Raw genomic sequence first — 15,288 nt, 5'->3', positions numbered from 1 at the left:
CCCGCTACCTGCCGCCCCTCCCCCGGACCTCCGTGTCCGCCGCACCCCCGGCGCCGACGGCGCGCAGTCGGCTCGCCGCGGTGGCGGCGAGCTGGGGAGCGATCCGGGCCACGTCCCGGGATCCGACGACCGCGATCAGGGTCGGCAGCAGCCAGCGGACCGGCTGCATCCCGCGCAGCCAGGCCTGCGCGTAAACGTGCGCGGAGCGGCGGGCGATCCCGGCGATGATCCGGTCCACTGCGGGCTCCAGCGGATACGTCTTGTTCGCCGGCCATGGGAGCCGGGAACGCATCTGCTTCAGCACCGCGTCCTCGTCGGCCCCGCGCACCATGTCCGTGTCGGTCCAACTCAGGTATCCGACGCCCACCTTGACGCCCTGATAGGCCACCTCGGCGCGGATCGAGTGGGCGAAGGCCTCCACGCCGGACTTGCTGGCGCAGTACGCGCTCATCAGCGGCGCGGGGGTCAACGCGGCCAGCGAGGCGATCTGGAGCAGGTAGCCGCGGCTCTCGGCAAGCGCCGGCAGGAAGGCCCGGGCGGTGGCCACGCTGCCGAGCAGGTTGACTTCGATGACCCGGCTGAAGGCCCGGTGGTCGCTGTCGGTCAGCGGACCGCCGATGGCGATCCCCGCGTTGGCGACCACGGTGTCGATCCGCCCGTAGTGCTCCTTGATCCGCCGGGCGGTGTCCTCCAGCGCGTCGAGGTCGGTGACGTCCGCCTCCCAGCTGGTCGCGGACGGGCCGCACTGCGCGGCGACGGCTTTCAGCTCCTCCGGCTCCAGCCCGAGCAGGGCCACCTTGGCCCCGCGCCGGGAGAGCTTGCGGGCCAGCGACGCACCGACACCGCGCGCGGCCCCGGTGACGACGACGACCTGCCCGGACAACGGCGGGATGGCGTTCATGCGGCGGCGGTCCTCTCATCGGCGGAAGCGGCAACGGCCTCGTCGGAGGCGGCGTAGGGAGCGGTGGCGGGAACCGCGACGGGCACGGCCGTCAGGTACGCGGCGGCCATCCGGTGGATCTCGGCGGCGACCTCGACCGGCCGCTCCAGTGGCGCCATGTGGCCGACCCCGGGCAGCAGCAACAGGCCCTGCGCATCGCGGAGTCCGGCGACGATCCGGTGCGCGTGCACCGGCGGGGTCAGCCGGTCGGCGGTGCCGACCACCACCGCCGTGGGCGCGGTGAGCCGGGCGAGCCCGGCCTGGACGTCCAGCCGGTCCAGCACCCCGGCCCAGTTGGCGCGGACGGAGGTCGGGCAGGCGTGCACGATCCGGGCCGTCGCCTCGACCTGGCCGGCGGACGATTCCGGCCCCATGGTCGCGTACTTGAGCGCCGCCCGACTGACCGGCGACACCCGCCCGAGCGGCATCCGGGAGCGCAGCAGCTGCCGGTGCAGGAAGCGCCGCAGGCCCCGGGCCCGTACGGCCGGCGGCAGCACGGTGAGCTCGGCGACCAAGTCGCCCGAGCCGGTGGAGACCAGGACGGTCGCGGCGGTCCGCTGGGCGACCTCGGGGCGGCCACCGGCGGCCATGATGGTCATCCCGCCCATGCTGTGGCCGGCCAGCACGGCCCGCTCCCCCTCCGGGACGGTCCGGGTGAGCACCGCGGACAGGTCCTCGGCCAGCGCCCGGGTGGAGTAGCGGGCCCGGCTCGGCGGGATCTCGCTGCGCCCGTGGCCGCGCTGGTCGTAGGCCACCACCCGGTAGCGGTCGGCCAGTTGCCGGATCACGGGGGCCCAGAAGGCGGTCGAGCAGGTCCAGCCGTGGGCGAGCACCAGGGTGGGCGCGCCGGGCCGGCCGTGGACCTCGACGTGCAGCCGGATCCCGTCCGCCGAGATGACGCCCAACTCCTCGGTGGGTACCGGCGGTTCGTACTCCTCGGGCAGGTGGACGCCGTTCACGCGGAGACCCCCTGGGCGGTGCGGGCGGCGGTCGGCGCGGTGCGCATGATCAGCTCGTACTCGCCGAGGTCCACCTTGCGGGTGGCCCGCCGGAACGAGGTGGTGGAGCCGGGCCAGAGCACGGTGTTCTTTCCGCTCGGGTCGAGGTACCAGCTGCGGCAGCCGCCGGTGGTCCAGACGGTGCGGTCCATCCGGTGCTGGAGTTCGAGGTTCCACTGCCGCTGGGCCCGCACGGTCGGCTGCATGGCAGCTGCACCGATCGATCCCAGCATGGTCAACGCATCGATCATGTAGTTCAGTTGGGACTCGATCATCAGGATCATCGAGCTGTTGCCGAGGCCGGTGTTGGGGCCGATGACGAAGAAGAGGTTCGGGAAGCCGTGCACGGTCGAGCCGCGCAGCGCCTCCATGCCGTCCTTCCACTCCTCCGCCAGGCTGGTGCCGTTGACGCCGAACACCCGGGCGCCGATGGGCATGTCGGTGACGTGGAATCCGGTGCCGAAGACGATGGCGTCCACCTCGTGCTCGCTGCCGTCGGCCGCGACCAGCGTGGAGCCGCGCAGTTCGCGCAGGCCGGAGGAGACGACCTCGGTGTTGGCGGCCGCGAGCGCCGGGTAGTAGGTATTGCTGAGCAGGATGCGCTTGCAGCCGATCCGGTAGTCCGGGGTGAGCCGGGCCCGCAGCGCCGGGTCGGGGACGCCCTGGGCGATGTGGCGCTCGGCGAGCTGCTGGACCAGGCGCAGCAGTCCGGGCCGGCGCACGAACGCGTCCACCTGGAGCTCGCGGAGGGCGAAGAGGGTGCCCCGGCGGAGCTTCGCGGTGATCGGCAGGCGGCCGTGCAACCACTTCTCCAGCTGGCTGATCTCACGGTCGCGGCGCGGTAGCACCCAGGCCGGGGTGCGCTGGAAGACCGTCAGCTTGCCGACCTTGGGCTGGATCGACGGGATGATCTGGGCGGCGGACGCACCGGTGCCGACCATCGCGACGCGCTTGCCGGTCAGGTCGAAGTCGTGGTCCCAGCGGGAGGAGTGGAACACCGTGCCGGGGAAGGTGCTCAGGCCGGGCAGGTCGGGGATCTGCGGGTCGGCGAGCGGTCCGGCGGCGGAGACGACGGCGTCGGCGGTCCACTGGCCGGCCGAGGTGGTGACCCGCCAGCGGGTCTGCTCGCTCTCCCAACGGGCCTCCAGCACTTCGGTGTTGAAGCGCAGGTGGGGGCGGAGGCCGAAGACGGTGGCGACCTTCTCCAGGTAGGCGCGGATGTCCGGCTGGCCGGAGAAGCTGCGCGGCCAGTCGGGGTTGGGCGCGAAGGAGAAGGAGTAGAGGTGCGAGGGCACGTCGCAGGCGCAGCCGGGGTAGCTGTTGTCGCGCCAGGTGCCGCCCACCGAGTCCGCCCGCTCCAGGACCACGAAGTCGGTGATCCCGGCACGGCGCAGCCGGACCGCGGCGCCGAGCCCGCCGAAGCCGGAACCGATCACCGCCACCCGGACGTGCGGGACGGACTCCTGCGCGGTGGCGGGGTCGGGCGCCTCGGATGCGCCGGGGCGGGGGCGCTTGCTGCTGGGTGCCATGCGGCAGAACCTCCTGAGGGTGGGACGGTGATCGTCACGCTTTCCCGGGGACCGCTGCCCCGGAACCTCTCGGGGTCCGCCTCCGGAACCCCGTCAATCGCGCCAGTAATCACTGGCATGGTTGGCAGGGTAGCCCTTGCTGACACCGGATGGAAGAAGCGCGACGCCTCCGGTTCGGCGAGCCTCCCGGGCCCGCCGTCCTATGCTGATCGCCGTGGACAAGGTCAGAGCTGCTGCGGGCGACAGAAAACGCGAGTACCGGGTGGAGGAACTGGCCGAGGCCGCCGGCATCACCACCCGCACCCTGCGCTTCTACCGCGAGCGCAAGCTGCTTCAGCCGCCCCGCAAGGAGGGGCGCATCGCCTGGTACGGCGAGGAGCACCTGGCCCGGCTGCGGATGATCGGCGAACTGCTCGACCGCGGCCACACCCTGGGCGGCATCAGCGAGCTGATCGGCGCCGGCGAGAGCGGCCGGGACGTCGCCGAGCTGATCGGGCTGGAGGCGGCGATCGTCGCGCCGTGGTCCGACGAGACCCCGGTGCGCCTGGACTGGGACGAGCTGAAGGCCGCCTTCGGTGACCAGTTGACCGAGGAGAACACCGCCGAGTCGATCGCCCAGGGCTACATCAGCGTCGAGGAGGACGGCATCACCCACGTCAGCCGCCGGCTGATGGACGCCACCACCGAGTTGGTGGCGGAGGGCGTACCGCTCGCGGCCGTGCTGGAGGCGAGCCGTCGCACCCGGGAGCACGTGGACGCCATCGCCGAGATCTTCATCGAGGTGGTCAGGGAGCACGTGCTCAGCGCGCTGGCCGCCGACACCCCGCTGCCGCCCGGCGAGGCGGCCCGGCTCACCGAGCGCATCCTGCGGGTGCGGCCACTGGCGCGGACGGTCGCGGACGCCCAGTTCGCCCTCGCGATGGACCGACGGGTGCGGGTCGAGTACGCCGAACTCATGCGTCAGCGACGGGAGAACGGTTCCGAGGCGTAGCCGGGCCCCTGCGCGGGCAGGGATTCCCGCGCCCTGCCCGTACGTTGGAGGTACCGCCGATGCCCCGACCGCTCAGCCGCCGTGCCGCCCTCGGACTCGCCGCCGGGATCGCCCCGGGGTTCCTGCTCGCCGCGTGCGGGTCCGGATCCGGGGCGCCGGGCTCAGGTGCTGCCGAGACCGGCGGCACCGGCGGCACTCGGACGGTCCGGCACGCGCGCGGCGAGAGCACCGTACCGGCACGGGCGAGCCGGGTGGTGGCCCTGGACACCGACGCGCTGGACTCGGTGGTCACCCTCGGCCTCAACCCGGTCGGCGCCGCCACCGTCACCGCGGACGCACCCTTCCCCGCCTACCTGCCGCCCGGGCGACTGTCCGGGACGAAGCCCGTCGGGGCGATCGGCCAGCCCAGCCTGGAGACGATCGCCGCCCTGCGGCCGGACCTCATCCTGAGCAACCAGGTCCGCGACGACAAGCGGTACGACGAGCTGTCGAAGATCGCGCCGACCGTGCTCTCCAGGACCACCGGGCCCACCTGGAAGGAGAACGTCCGGCTGCACGCCGAGGCGCTGGGCCGCCAGGCGGAGGCGGACGCGGCGGACGCGGCGTACCGGGCGAAGCTGGGCGACGTGGTCACCGCACTCGGCGGCCCGGCGAAGGCGGCGGCGACCCGGGTCGAGATGGCCCGCTTCCTGGCGGGCGCGCCGACGAGGCTGTACCTGAACGACACCTTCGTCGGCTCGCTGTTCAAGGACCTCGGGCTCGGTCGGCCCGCCAACCAGGACAGGCCCGGCTTCTCCGTGGAGATCAGCCCCGAGCAGGTGGACCAGGCCGCGGCCGACGTCATCTTCTACGCGGTGTACGGGGACGCGGCCAAGTCCGACCAGGCGAAGATCACCGAGGGGGCGCTCTGGAAGGACCTGGACGCCGTGCGCAACGGGCGGGTGTTCCGGGTGGACGACAACCTGTGGATGCTCGGCATCGGCTACACCGGGGCCGGACTGATCCTGGACGAGATCCGCAAGGACCTGGCGCCGGGCGGCGGATGACCGGCGACGGGCGACGGGCGACGGGCAGCCGGTAACAGAGGATGAAATCTGTCATCTGTTATCTGTCATCTGAAGTCTGTCACCCGTCACCCGCCCCACCCCGTCACCCCGCCCGTACCGGCCCGGCCGCAGGCGCCCGGTGGCGGCGAGGAAGGCGACGAACCCGCCGAGGACGATCCAGCCCGGCCAGCCCGCCGGCGACATGGTGAGCGGGTCCAGCCCGACGCCCGGGTCCGCGAACTCCCGGACCATCGACACGCTCGTGCTGCTCGTGAAGGCGTGCGCCAGCACCGCCGGGACCACCGACCCCGAGCGCAGCCTCAGCCAGGTGAAGACCGGCAGGACGAGCACGCAGCTCACCGTCAGCGCGGGCGCCGCGAGGTACCAGGGCCGCCCCGGGTACTGGCCGCCCATCAGCAGGGTCGGCAGGTGCCAGAGCGCGAAGGCCACCCCCGTGAGCAGGTAGGCCCGCCCCAGCGCCGCCGCGCCTGCGACGCCCGCACCACCGCCCGGGCCGTCGCCCCCGTCCGCACGCCGACCGAGTCGTAGCAGCCGGGGAAAGAGGAAGCCCTGCCAGCCGATCTCCTCACCGAAGAACAGCGGCAACGACAGCACCATCCCGATCGAGCCCCGGACGGCCCACGCTCCGACCCGCCCCGCGTCCAGCGCGCCGAACCCGGCGAACGGATAGCTGCCGGCGAGCGCACCGAGCACCAGGGTCGCGGCCGTCAGCCCACCGAGCACCCCGAGCGGCAGCAGGCAGGCTCGGACCGCCCGGCCCCGGGGCTGCGGCCGGCGCAACGCGAGCGCCTCCCGCACACCGCCGCCCCGCTCGACGAACCGGACCACGAGCAGCGCCGCCAGCGCCGGGGCCACCATGGCGGCCGCGATGCAGACCTGTTCGAGCGCGCCGGCCTCCTCCCGGGCGTCGACCCTCCGGTAACCGTCGGCGAGCAGCGGCGCCATGGCCGCCCACATCCCGGCGTAGGCGAGCACCAGGTAGAGCAGCACACCGCGCCGCCGGACGGCGCTCGGCAGAGCCTGCGTCGACGGATCCGATGACAACAGCCCCGGTCGCAACGGTCCCGGTGGCAGCGGCTCCGGTGGCAGCGGCTCCGGTGGCAACGGTCGGCGCGGTGTCGGCGGTGTCGGCGGTGTCAGTGGCTTCATGCCGGGGACGCTACGGACCGGGAGCCTGCTCCCGGAACCAAGTGCACTGCCGCCCCCGGGAGTTGTCCACTACCACGGAAACGGTCGAGTTTTCCGGGTGCACCGGAACCGCCCGGAGGTGCTACTGCACGCCCCGCGCTCCGCCGTCCGCCACCCCGCACGCGACGGGACACCACGAAAGCTGCATGAGATGGGAAATTGACGTATCGTCAGGCGTCACACGGCGGGGGCGACGGTGGTCCGCTCACCGTCGCCCCCGCCGTAACCCCCGCCGGCCCGGCACCCACGGCCCGGCGGGGCCTTCGACACCCACGGAATCCGGGGCCCTCCCGGATCCCGGTCAGTTCACGTTGACGGCCGTCCAGGTGGCGGCGACGGCGTTGTACTCCGCACTGCCCGAGCCGTACAGGTCCGCCGCCGCGCTGAGGGTGCCCGCCCGGGCTCCCGCGTAGTCGGTGGTGGAGGTGAAGTAGGTGGTCAGCGCGCGGTACCAGATCTGCGCGGCCTTGTCCCGGCCGATGCCCGCGAGCGTGGAGTTGTCGTACGTCGGGCTGTCGTAGCTGAACCCGTTGATCGTCTTCGCGCCGCTGCCCTCGGACAGCAGGTAGAAGAAGTGGTTCGCCACGCCGGACGAGTAGTGCACGTCCAGGTTGCCGACGTTCGCGTCCCAGTAGTCCGCCGAGGCGCCGTCCTTGCTCGGCTGGTCCATGTAGCGCAGCGGGCTGCCGTTCCCGTTGAGGTTGATCAGCTCGCCGATCCAGTAGTTCGGCGGGTTGGAGGGCAGCTTGGCGTACCACTCGACCATCGTGCCCATGATGTCGGAGGTGGCCTCGTTGAGACCGCCGGACTCGCCCGCGTAGTTGAGGTTGGCGGTGGCGGCCGTCACGCCGTGGCTCATCTCGTGGCCGGCCACGTCGATCTCGGTGAGCGGCGCGGTGTTGTTGCTGCCGTCGCCGTACGACATGCAGAAGCAGCTGTCTTCCCAGAAGGCGTTGACGTAGTTGGAGCCGTAGTGCACCCGGCTCAGGGCGCCGACGCCGTCGTTGCGGATGCCGTTGCGGCCGAAGGTGTTCTTGTAGAAGTCCCAGGTGGTGGCGGCGCCGAACTGGGCGTCCACGGCGGCGGATTCGCGGTTGTTGGCGGTTCCGTCACCGAAGCTGTTGCTGGTGTTGGCGAACAGCGTGCCGGTTCCGTCGGTGCCGCCGTTCAGGTCGCTGGTGGACTGGCCGCCGCGGCTCGCGTCGTTGAGCGAGTAGGTGGAACCGCTCTGGGTGGTGGTCAGCGGGACCTGGCCGACGAAGACGCCGTTGCCGGTGCCGGCCGCGGTCTCGATCGTCTCGTGGACGGCGAGGACCCGGCCGTCGGCGGCGTCGGTGACCAGGACCTGGCGGCTCGGGGTGCCGTCGGCCCGCAGGCCCTCGACCGTGCTGCGGTACGCCAGGCGCGGGGTGCCGTCGGTGGCCCAGACGACCAGCTCGGCCCGGCCCGCCCGGTGGACCTCGGTGAGCGGCGCCTGGTCGGCGTCCACGGTCTTCCCGACGGTGGCCCGGACTCCCGCGGTGACCTGCTCGACGGCCTGGTCGGCGGCGATCTTCGGGGTCAGGCTCGGCAGCGAGATCCGGGCAGCCACCGCCTTGTCGACCGACTTCACCGAGCCGTCGGCCCTCTGGTGGACGACCAGGTCGCCACCGATCACCGGCAGGCCGGCGTAGGTGCGCTCGAAGCGCAGGTGGCGGGTGCCGTCCTGGTCCACGACGGCGTCCTTGGCGACCAGTTGCTCCTGGCCGCCCAGCTTGAGCGCCTTGGCCAACGGTCCGGCCTGACCGGCCGCCAGCTTGAGCACGGCGGCGTGCTGCTGGGCGGCCTGGGCCTCCAGCGCGGGAGTGGGAGCGGCCTGGGCGGCGGTGCTCACCTGGATCACACCGGTCAACAGGGCCGTGGCCGAGAGTACGGCGACGGCCGCGAGCTTACGCTTCACGTACGAGTCCTTCCGGGAGGCCGCGTCTGGGCGCGGTCGCACCACGTCCCGCGGACCGGATCGGTACCGGCGCGGCGGGACGGGCGCTGACGTGTAGGAACCCCGCGCAGTCGAGCGGCTCGCCACCAGGGGGTGGGGGTGGGGGCTACCGCTGGGGGATGACCAGAAGCATGACAATCAACCAGGTGAATTGACAGGTCTTGCTCAGCGATTGGCCAGGTCCCGCCAGCGGGTAAAGAATCCCCCATCGACCGACGAACCAGGGCAATTCACCCCGAAGCGCCGAGGGCTCCGGCCCGGGCGAGGGCCGACCGCCTGCACCTACGGGCGTTCGCCCGCCGCACGCCGGCCCGACGCCCGGGGGCCGCCGACCGTGGATCGACTTTTACATCTGTGTAGAAGATCCCATACGGTTCCTTGACACACCGGTGGCGAGTTCCCGCCACCCGCCCCTTCTTGCCGGCCGGGAGACCGGCTGCTAACCAGCCCTGCGGCGGGGCCCCGTCACTGGAGCCGCCACTCCTGGGCGGTGTTGCCGGGGGTGCAGGCGACCATGGTGACGGCGGCGCCGGGGCCGTTGTTGGTCATGCAGCGCTGGTTCTGGTAGTCGGCGAGCGTGTACGAGCCGGCCGAACTCCCGCTTCGAACTGTCCAGTTGGTGAGGAAACCGAACCCGCTGTTCAGCGCGACCTTCCCGTCCATGGTCTGGACCATCGTCGGGCCGCCGTTGTTGCAGGCGTTGAAGGTGAGCCACGAGCCGGGATTGGTCGAGCGCACCCAGCCGTACTGCGCGTGCCCGCCGACCACGATCGGGTTGTCGCCGTTCAGGTTGTCGTCGCGCATCCCGATCGGCCGGCCGTCCTTCACGCTGACGATGTTGCTCCAGCTGCTCCCCTGACAGGACGGCGGCCGACTCGCTCCCGCCGTGCCCTCGCCGGCGCCGCCCGTCGCCGGGGCCGGAGGCTGCTGGTTCTGGTTGGCGGCCGGATTGGCCGGGTTGCCGCCGCCGGGCTGGCTCGCCTGGCCGCCCGCCGACCCTCCGGCGGCGGCACCCGTACCACCGGCCCGGTTGCCGCCGGAGCCGGAAGCACCGCCGCTGCCGCCCTGGCCGCCCCCGGCCGGGACCGGAGGAACCGGGGCCTGCGGCTGGTTCTGGGCGGCGGCGCCGGCCGTCTGCTGGTCGGCGCCCGGGGTGGCCGCCGGCGTGTCGGTCGACGCCGCAGTGGCCGGTGCGCCGGTGGTCGCGGGCACGCCGGTCGCGGTGCCCGGGCTCACGGGGGCGGTGACCACCACGGTCGGCTGGGCGGCCGGAGGCCGGGCCGTGTCGGAACCGCCGGCGCCGCGGTCGATCAGCAGGACGGTCGCCGTACCCATCGAGATGACGACGGGGATGACGACGGGCACCAGCAGGGTGCGCCGCGAGGGCCGACGGCCCGGTTCGGTCGGCGCCTGCGGCTTCACCTCGGCGACCTCGGCCGCCGCCCCGACCGGCTCCGCCGTACCGGCCTTGGCCCGTTCGGCTGCGGCGCCCGCCTCGGCCGGAGCAGCACCCCCGGCCCCGGCGCCCGCCTCGGCTGCCGGGCCCGCGCCGGCCCGGAGCACGATGGTCCCGCTGTCGGCGGCCGCGGGCTTCTCGAGCACGGGCCCGCCACTGGCGGCCCCTCCCCCCACGAGCGCCGCCCGGGCGGCCCGGGCCGCGGCCGCCATCTCGGCGGCGTCCGCGTACCGGTCCCCGGGCCGCTTGGCGAGGGCCCGGGCGACCAGTGCGCGCACCGGCGCCGGGAAGGTGTCCGGCAGTTCCGGCACCGGCTGGTTGACGTGCTTGAGCGCGATCTGGAGCGGCCCGTCACCGGAGTAGGGCGGCTCGCCGACCAGCAGCTCGTAGCAGACCACGCCGATCGAGTAGAGGTCGGTGGCCGGCCCGAGGGTCGCGCCCTCGGCCTGCTCCGGGGACATGTAGAGCGCGGTGCCGATGATCGCGAAGGGGGCGGTGAGCTTGGTGCTGGCGAGTGCCCGGGCGATGCCGAAGTCGGTGATGGCCACCCGCCCGTCGGCCCGCACCATCAGGTTGGACGGCTTGACGTCCCGGTGCACGATCTCCCGCCCGTGCGCGGCGTGCAGCGCGTCCAGCGCTCCGGCCACCAGGTCGAGGGCGCGCTCGACGTCCATCGGACCGGTGTCCTTGAGCACCCGGTCCAATGGCCTGCCCTCGATCAGCTCCATGACGATGTAGGCGCAGCGCTCCTCGCCGTCCCCACCGCTCTCGCCGTAGTCGTGCACGCCCACGACACCGGGGTGGTCCACTGCGGCGACCAGCTGGGCCTCCCGGCGGAAGCGTTGGGCGGAGGTGTCGTCCTCCAGCAGTTCCGAGCGCAGGATCTTGACCGCGACCCGGCGCGCCAGCACGGTGTCCTCGGCCTTCCAGACCGATCCCATCGCGCCGCCGCCGATCTTCTCGACCAGCCTGTACCGCCCGCCGAGCACGGTGCCCGTGCCGCCCATACCCCTGCTCCCCCGTGTCATGACCCCATCCCGCGGGCCGTCGGCACACAGTGTGCCAGAGCATGTCGTGGAGTCAGCCGGGCAGGCACGGCAAGGAATTGATCAACCGTTGTCAGTTCGCGCCGAAGTACCGAACCCGCTCCGCGACCTCCCGGACGGCCGCGACGACCGCCTGCGGCTGGTCGGCCTGGATGGCGTGTCCGGTGCCGTGCACCGCGCCATGGGTTCCCCGGAGGGCGTTCCTCGCGACACCCGCTTGCAGGGCCGTCCAGTGGGCCCGCATCGCCCGGGGCAGCCCCCTGGTCGCGCTCAGGACCGCCAGCGGCGCCGCGAGCGGCGGCGCGGCGGCCCGGCGTCGCCGGATCTCGGGTGCGGCGGCTGCGGTCAGCCGCTGCTCGGCGAGGATACTCCGCCGCTGGTGCCGGTACGCGGTCACGGCTGCCTCCGCCACCTCGGCCGCTTCGGCCGCCTCCACCCGGTCGGCCGGGGTCGCCGCTTCGGGCGCCGTCAACGACAGCGCCTTCCGGGAGAACTCTCTTGGGGGCGGCCCGCTTTGGCGAAGTGCCACCCGGTACAGCCACAGCCGGTTCAGTACGGCCTCGGCGCCCCGGACGGCCCGCGGCTGGAACTCCTCGTGCGCCGGATCCACCAGGACCAGCCCGGCCACCAGCTCCGGCCTTTGCCAGGCGAGGAGTTGGGCCAGCTGACCACCCCAGCTGTGCCCGACCAGGAGCGCCGGGCCGGCATCCAGGTACCGGACGAGGGCAGCCAGGTCGGCGAGCTGCCCGTCCAGTGTCGGTGCGGCAGCCCGACCGGGGTCACTGGCCCCCAGGCCGGCCCGGTCGTACGCCACGACCCTTCCGTACCGGGCCAGTTCGGGCAGAACGGCCGACCAGCCGAGCACCGTGGTACCGCAGCCCGCGATCAGGACCACCGGCGCCACACCGCCCCGCCCCGCCGCCACCCAGCGCAAAGCCCGTCCGCCCCGGTCCAGTTCGCCGGTGTCCGGGCTGCCGCCGGGCAGGTGCTCGCCGAGCGCCCGTGCGACGGCCTGTTGGACGCTCCGCAGCGCCGGCCCGGCGGCCCTCCCCGGCCCGCCCTGACTGGCACCCATGTCCCCTCCCCCTCAGCCCCGTCCTGCCGGTCGTTCCCGGGTGCGACGCTCCCCGGGCCCCTCGTCCGCCCCCCGGGGCCGGTCCCCGATGGGCCGGCGCGTGGCCGCTGCGGCACCGGTGCGGCGCCGGAGCGGCCACTCGGCCCGGCGCCTCAGGCCGGCAGGGCCCGCTTCAGCAGGCCGAGCAGCGCCTCCCAGTGCCGCTCGGTGGCGGCAGCGTCGTAACGGCTGGTGTCGGCCTGGGTGTAGCCGTGCGGGGCGCCCTCGTAGACCTCGGCGCGGAAGCGGACGCCGGCGGCGGTGAGCGCCGCCGCGAGCCGCTCGACCTGCTCGGGCGGCAGCGCCGGGTCCTTGTCCGCGTGGCCGAAGTACAGCTCGGCGGTGATCCGGTCGGCTCCCAGGTGGGGGCTGTCCGGAGCCTCGGTGGCCAGGCTGCCGCCGTGGAACCCGGCCGCGGCGGCGATCCGGTCCGGGTGGCTGGCGGCCGTGCGCAGCGCGAGCAGCGCCCCGCGGCAGTAGCCGGTCAGGCCGACCGGCCCGTCCTGGACCAGCGGGGACTCGGCGAGCCAGCGCAGGTACGCGTCCGCGTCCCGGGTGGTCACCTCGGGGGTCAGCGTGTCGAGCAGCGGGCCGATCCGGGCGAAGAGCTCGTCGGCCTGCGCCAGGTCGATGCGCTCCGGCAGTTCGACGACCGGCGCGCGGCCGGCCCGGTGGAAGATGTTCGGGGCGAGCACGGCGTACCCGGCTGCGGCCAGCCGGTCGGCCATGTCCTTCACGTGCGGCCGGAGGCCGAAGGCGTCCGTGTAGAGGATCACGCCCGGGTGGGCCCGACCGTCGTCGGGGTGGGCGAAGTAGGCGTCGGCGGTGCCATCCGCTGTCGGGATGTCCACGAGTGTTCCGCGTACGGGCATGGTGAAAGCGCTCCTTCCGGTTCGTCCGGCAGCGTAGCCGGTGGGCCGACCGGCCGCCCTGCGCTTTCCGCCACGCCGCGGCCGCGGCGCCACCGACCGCCCGACGGGCCGGCCCGGGTGCACGACGGACCGCCCGACCGCCCGATGGCCGCCCGGGCGCACGACGGGTAGCCCGGCCGCGGGGAGGCCGGGGAACGCCGAACCCCCTCGGCCGCGTTGAGCGGGCATGGGGTTGATCGTGGGTGTGGCGGCGGCTGTCGCGGCGGCGCTGGGGCTGGTGCTGCTGGCGGCGTGGCAGGTGCTGGACGAGTCCTCGTCGCGGCCCCGGCAGCGCGGGCCCGGAGTACACACCGGGGCCGGCGGGTTGGAGGAGCTGCACGCGCTGTTCAGTCCGGGCAAGCAGGTGCAGATCGAGCAGAAGCACGAGCGGCTCGTCCTGCGGGACGACGCGCAGGCCGGAGCGCCGCCGCACTTCGGCGTGGACCTGGACCGGGGCGTGGCGGTGCTGCCCGGCGGCGGCGCGGGACGGACGGAGCCTCAGACCTCCCAGCTGCGGGAGCAGAGCACCAGCCGGTAGCCGTCCGGGTCGGCCACCGTCACGCCGTGCTCGTCCCAGTACGGGTTGTGGGACGCGACCCGGGTGCCGCCGGCCTCCTCCAGCCGGGCCACCAGGGCCTCGTCCACCGGGGCGCCGAGGTAGACGACGAACAGGTCGTCCACCGTCGGGGTGGGCTCCAGCGGCCGCTCCGGGTCGTGGGTCAGCTCGAAGTGCCAGCTGCCGCCGGCCGGGCCGACCATCAGCAGGTCGTGCTTGCCGGACACCCGCTCGGTGCTGCGCCACAGCACGGTGAGGCCGAGGCCGCCGACGTAGAACCGCTCGGCCGCCGCGATGTCGCGCGAGGGGCGGGCGATCCGGACCCTCGTGGTGGAATCGATCATGCCGGCGACCCTAGCCGACGCCCCGGCCGGCGGAGCCGCCCCGTTCACCGCCGCCGCCTCTCGCGCCACGGGTTCCCGAGGCGTCTCGCCCGGGGTTCCACCACCTGGGGGGCACGGATGACAGCCGACAGATGACAGATTTCGAAATCTGTCATCTGTCAGCTGTCGACTGTCATCTGTTACCCGCCAGCTGTTCTCTCCTTCACCCGCTGTCCGTCCGCCCTCTCGCCGCCCCACCACCGCCCCCGGTCCGCCGCCACTCCCCTGCACCACTCGTGGGAGAGTGGTAGGCAGCGAAGGGAGCGCGAACGTGCTGATGGACAAGGTGGCGGAGATACTCGCCGAGGCATCGGCCGAGGCGGTAGAGCCGCGCTTCCGGGCGCTGGCCGCCGGCGAGGTGATGGAGAAGGCTCCCGGCGAGATCGTCACGGTCGCCGACCGCGAGGCCGAGGCGATCATCGCCCGCCGACTGCACGAGCTGCTGCCCGTGCCCGTGGTCGGCGAGGAGGCGGTCGCCGCCGACCCTTCGCTCGCCCTGGCCCTGCACGACGAGCCCGCCGCCTGGCTGGTGGACCCGGTGGACGGCACCGCCAACTTCGTCGCCGGCAAACCCGAGTACGCCGTGATGTGCTCCCTGGTCCGCTCCGGCCGGACCGTCGCCTCCTGGATCTGGCAGCCCGCCACCGCCACCGCCTACAGCGCCGAACTGGGCTCCGGCGCCTGGCGCGACGGCGTGCGCCTGAGCCGGCCTCCGGCGCCGAAGGAGGTCGCACAGCTGCGCGGCTCGGTGAAGAGCCGCTACCTCGACGCCGAGCACCGCCGCCTGTTCCACGACAACTCCGCCGCCTTCGGCGAGATCTCCCCCGGTCGGCACGCCGCCGGGATCGAGTACCCGGACGTCGTCGAGGGCCGCTTCGACTTCCTCCTCTACTGGCGCACCCTCCCGTGGGACCACGCCCCGGGCTCCCTGCTGGTCACCGAGGCCGGCGGCGTCTCCGCCCGCCCGGACGGCAGCCCGTACCGCCCGGAGGCCCCCGGCTGCGAGGACGGCCTCCTGGTCGCCGCCGACCCGGACACCTGGGAACGCACCCGGGCGATCCTCCTGGGCGCCTGACCCCACAGCCCGGTCGGCGCCCGCCCTGGTCAGCACCCGCCCCGGCCGGCGCCGCC

13 protein-coding genes are annotated in these 15,288 nt (G+C 73.7%); 4 read left to right on the top strand and 9 right to left on the bottom strand.

From position 1 onward, the window contains the following. Positions 1-4 precede the first annotated feature (4 nt). The 3 genes from ACH5AR_RS01485 to ACH5AR_RS01475 are packed head-to-tail and all read right to left on the bottom strand — an operon-like array spanning position 5 to position 3,467. Positions 5-901, bottom strand: a complete 897-nt coding sequence (locus ACH5AR_RS01485) for an SDR family oxidoreductase (protein WP_396299311.1) — start codon at positions 899-901, stop codon at positions 5-7. Continuing rightward, positions 898-1,899 carry an alpha/beta fold hydrolase gene (locus ACH5AR_RS01480; protein WP_396299310.1) on the bottom strand — a complete coding sequence of 334 codons (1,002 nt, stop codon included), beginning with the start codon at positions 1,897-1,899 and terminating at the stop codon, positions 898-900. Before ACH5AR_RS01480 ends, ACH5AR_RS01485 begins: the two co-directional genes overlap by 4 nt. After that, a complete protein-coding gene (locus ACH5AR_RS01475) occupies positions 1,896-3,467 on the bottom strand; it encodes a flavin-containing monooxygenase (protein ID WP_396299309.1) in 1,572 nt (523 codons plus the stop codon). The genes ACH5AR_RS01480 and ACH5AR_RS01475 overlap by 4 nt, the downstream gene beginning before the upstream one ends. Positions 3,468-3,669: 202 nt before the next feature. Between ACH5AR_RS01475 and ACH5AR_RS01470 the strand changes: the two genes are divergently transcribed. Both ACH5AR_RS01470 and ACH5AR_RS01465 read left to right on the top strand, forming a co-directional pair. Continuing rightward, entirely contained in the window at positions 3,670-4,458 is a 789-nt protein-coding gene (locus tag ACH5AR_RS01470) for a MerR family transcriptional regulator (protein ID WP_396299308.1), read from the top strand. Between the two features lie 59 nt (positions 4,459-4,517). Next, the gene (locus ACH5AR_RS01465; protein ID WP_396299307.1) at positions 4,518-5,504 is read left to right on the top strand and encodes an ABC transporter substrate-binding protein; all 987 of its coding nucleotides are present in this window, start codon (positions 4,518-4,520) and stop codon (positions 5,502-5,504) included. Between the two features lie 51 nt (positions 5,505-5,555). Here the strand turns inward: ACH5AR_RS01465 and ACH5AR_RS01460 are convergent, their stop codons facing one another. The 5 genes from ACH5AR_RS01460 to ACH5AR_RS01440 all read right to left on the bottom strand — a co-directional run bounded on the left by ACH5AR_RS01460 (position 5,556) and on the right by ACH5AR_RS01440 (position 13,179). Continuing rightward, positions 5,556-6,515 carry a CPBP family intramembrane glutamic endopeptidase gene (locus ACH5AR_RS01460; RefSeq protein WP_396299306.1) on the bottom strand — a complete coding sequence of 320 codons (960 nt, stop codon included), beginning with the start codon at positions 6,513-6,515 and terminating at the stop codon, positions 5,556-5,558. A 499-nt stretch (positions 6,516-7,014) separates the two neighbouring features. After that, positions 7,015-8,652: a M4 family metallopeptidase gene (locus ACH5AR_RS01455; protein WP_396299305.1), complete on the bottom strand. Its 1,638-nt coding sequence runs from the start codon at positions 8,650-8,652 to the stop codon at positions 7,015-7,017. Positions 8,653-9,156: 504 nt separating this feature from the next. Next, positions 9,157-11,154, bottom strand: a complete 1,998-nt coding sequence (locus tag ACH5AR_RS01450) for a protein kinase (RefSeq protein ID WP_396299304.1) — start codon at positions 11,152-11,154, stop codon at positions 9,157-9,159. 112 nt (positions 11,155-11,266) lie between these two features. Next, positions 11,267-12,268 carry an alpha/beta fold hydrolase gene (locus ACH5AR_RS01445; protein WP_396299303.1) on the bottom strand — a complete coding sequence of 334 codons (1,002 nt, stop codon included), beginning with the start codon at positions 12,266-12,268 and terminating at the stop codon, positions 11,267-11,269. A gap of 152 nt (positions 12,269-12,420) precedes the next feature. Beyond that, on the bottom strand, positions 12,421-13,179 hold the full coding sequence (locus ACH5AR_RS01440) for a dienelactone hydrolase family protein (RefSeq protein WP_396299302.1): 759 nt from the start codon (positions 13,177-13,179) through the stop codon (positions 12,421-12,423). Positions 13,180-13,405: 226 nt separating this feature from the next. On the opposite strand from ACH5AR_RS01440, the gene ACH5AR_RS01435 reads away from it, so the two are divergent. After that, complete coding sequence (locus tag ACH5AR_RS01435; protein WP_396299301.1) at positions 13,406-13,756, top strand: DUF6191 domain-containing protein; 351 nt, start codon at positions 13,406-13,408, stop codon at positions 13,754-13,756. Here ACH5AR_RS01435 and ACH5AR_RS01430 read toward each other — a convergent pair. Next, the gene (locus ACH5AR_RS01430; protein ID WP_396299300.1) at positions 13,717-14,118 is read right to left on the bottom strand and encodes a VOC family protein; all 402 of its coding nucleotides are present in this window, start codon (positions 14,116-14,118) and stop codon (positions 13,717-13,719) included. The two genes, ACH5AR_RS01435 and ACH5AR_RS01430, sit on opposite strands and share 40 nt — an antisense overlap. Positions 14,119-14,434: 316 nt before the next feature. Between ACH5AR_RS01430 and ACH5AR_RS01425 the strand changes: the two genes are divergently transcribed. Next, positions 14,435-15,232 (top strand): inositol monophosphatase family protein, encoded by a 798-nt coding sequence (locus ACH5AR_RS01425; protein WP_396299529.1) that lies wholly within the window; start codon positions 14,435-14,437, stop codon positions 15,230-15,232. The last annotated feature ends 56 nt before the right edge of the window (positions 15,233-15,288 follow it).

This window comes from Kitasatospora sp. NPDC018619 (assembly GCF_044391605.1).
Lineage (GTDB): Bacteria > Actinomycetota > Actinomycetes > Streptomycetales > Streptomycetaceae > Kitasatospora.
Note: the sequence above shows the minus strand (reverse complement) of the source record. Positions and strands in the feature narration are given on the sequence as shown.

Excerpts from the sequence above, each read along its gene's own strand:
- ACH5AR_RS01485 (WP_396299311.1), bottom strand. The coding sequence starts at position 901 with ATGAACGCCATCCCGCCGTTGTCCGGGCAGGTCGTCGTCGTCACCGGG.
- ACH5AR_RS01475 (WP_396299309.1), bottom strand. The coding sequence starts at position 3,467 with ATGGCACCCAGCAGCAAGCGCCCCCGCCCCGGCGCATCCGAGGCGCCC.
- ACH5AR_RS01470 (WP_396299308.1), top strand. The coding sequence starts at position 3,670 with ATGCTGATCGCCGTGGACAAGGTCAGAGCTGCTGCGGGCGACAGAAAA.
- ACH5AR_RS01465 (WP_396299307.1), top strand. The coding sequence starts at position 4,518 with ATGCCCCGACCGCTCAGCCGCCGTGCCGCCCTCGGACTCGCCGCCGGG.
- ACH5AR_RS01450 (WP_396299304.1), bottom strand. The coding sequence starts at position 11,154 with ATGGGCGGCACGGGCACCGTGCTCGGCGGGCGGTACAGGCTGGTCGAG.
- ACH5AR_RS01445 (WP_396299303.1), bottom strand. The coding sequence starts at position 12,268 with ATGGGTGCCAGTCAGGGCGGGCCGGGGAGGGCCGCCGGGCCGGCGCTG.
- ACH5AR_RS01440 (WP_396299302.1), bottom strand. The coding sequence starts at position 13,179 with ATGCCCGTACGCGGAACACTCGTGGACATCCCGACAGCGGATGGCACC.
- ACH5AR_RS01435 (WP_396299301.1), top strand. The coding sequence starts at position 13,406 with ATGGGGTTGATCGTGGGTGTGGCGGCGGCTGTCGCGGCGGCGCTGGGG.
- ACH5AR_RS01430 (WP_396299300.1), bottom strand. The coding sequence starts at position 14,118 with ATGATCGATTCCACCACGAGGGTCCGGATCGCCCGCCCCTCGCGCGAC.
- ACH5AR_RS01425 (WP_396299529.1), top strand. The coding sequence starts at position 14,435 with ATGGACAAGGTGGCGGAGATACTCGCCGAGGCATCGGCCGAGGCGGTA.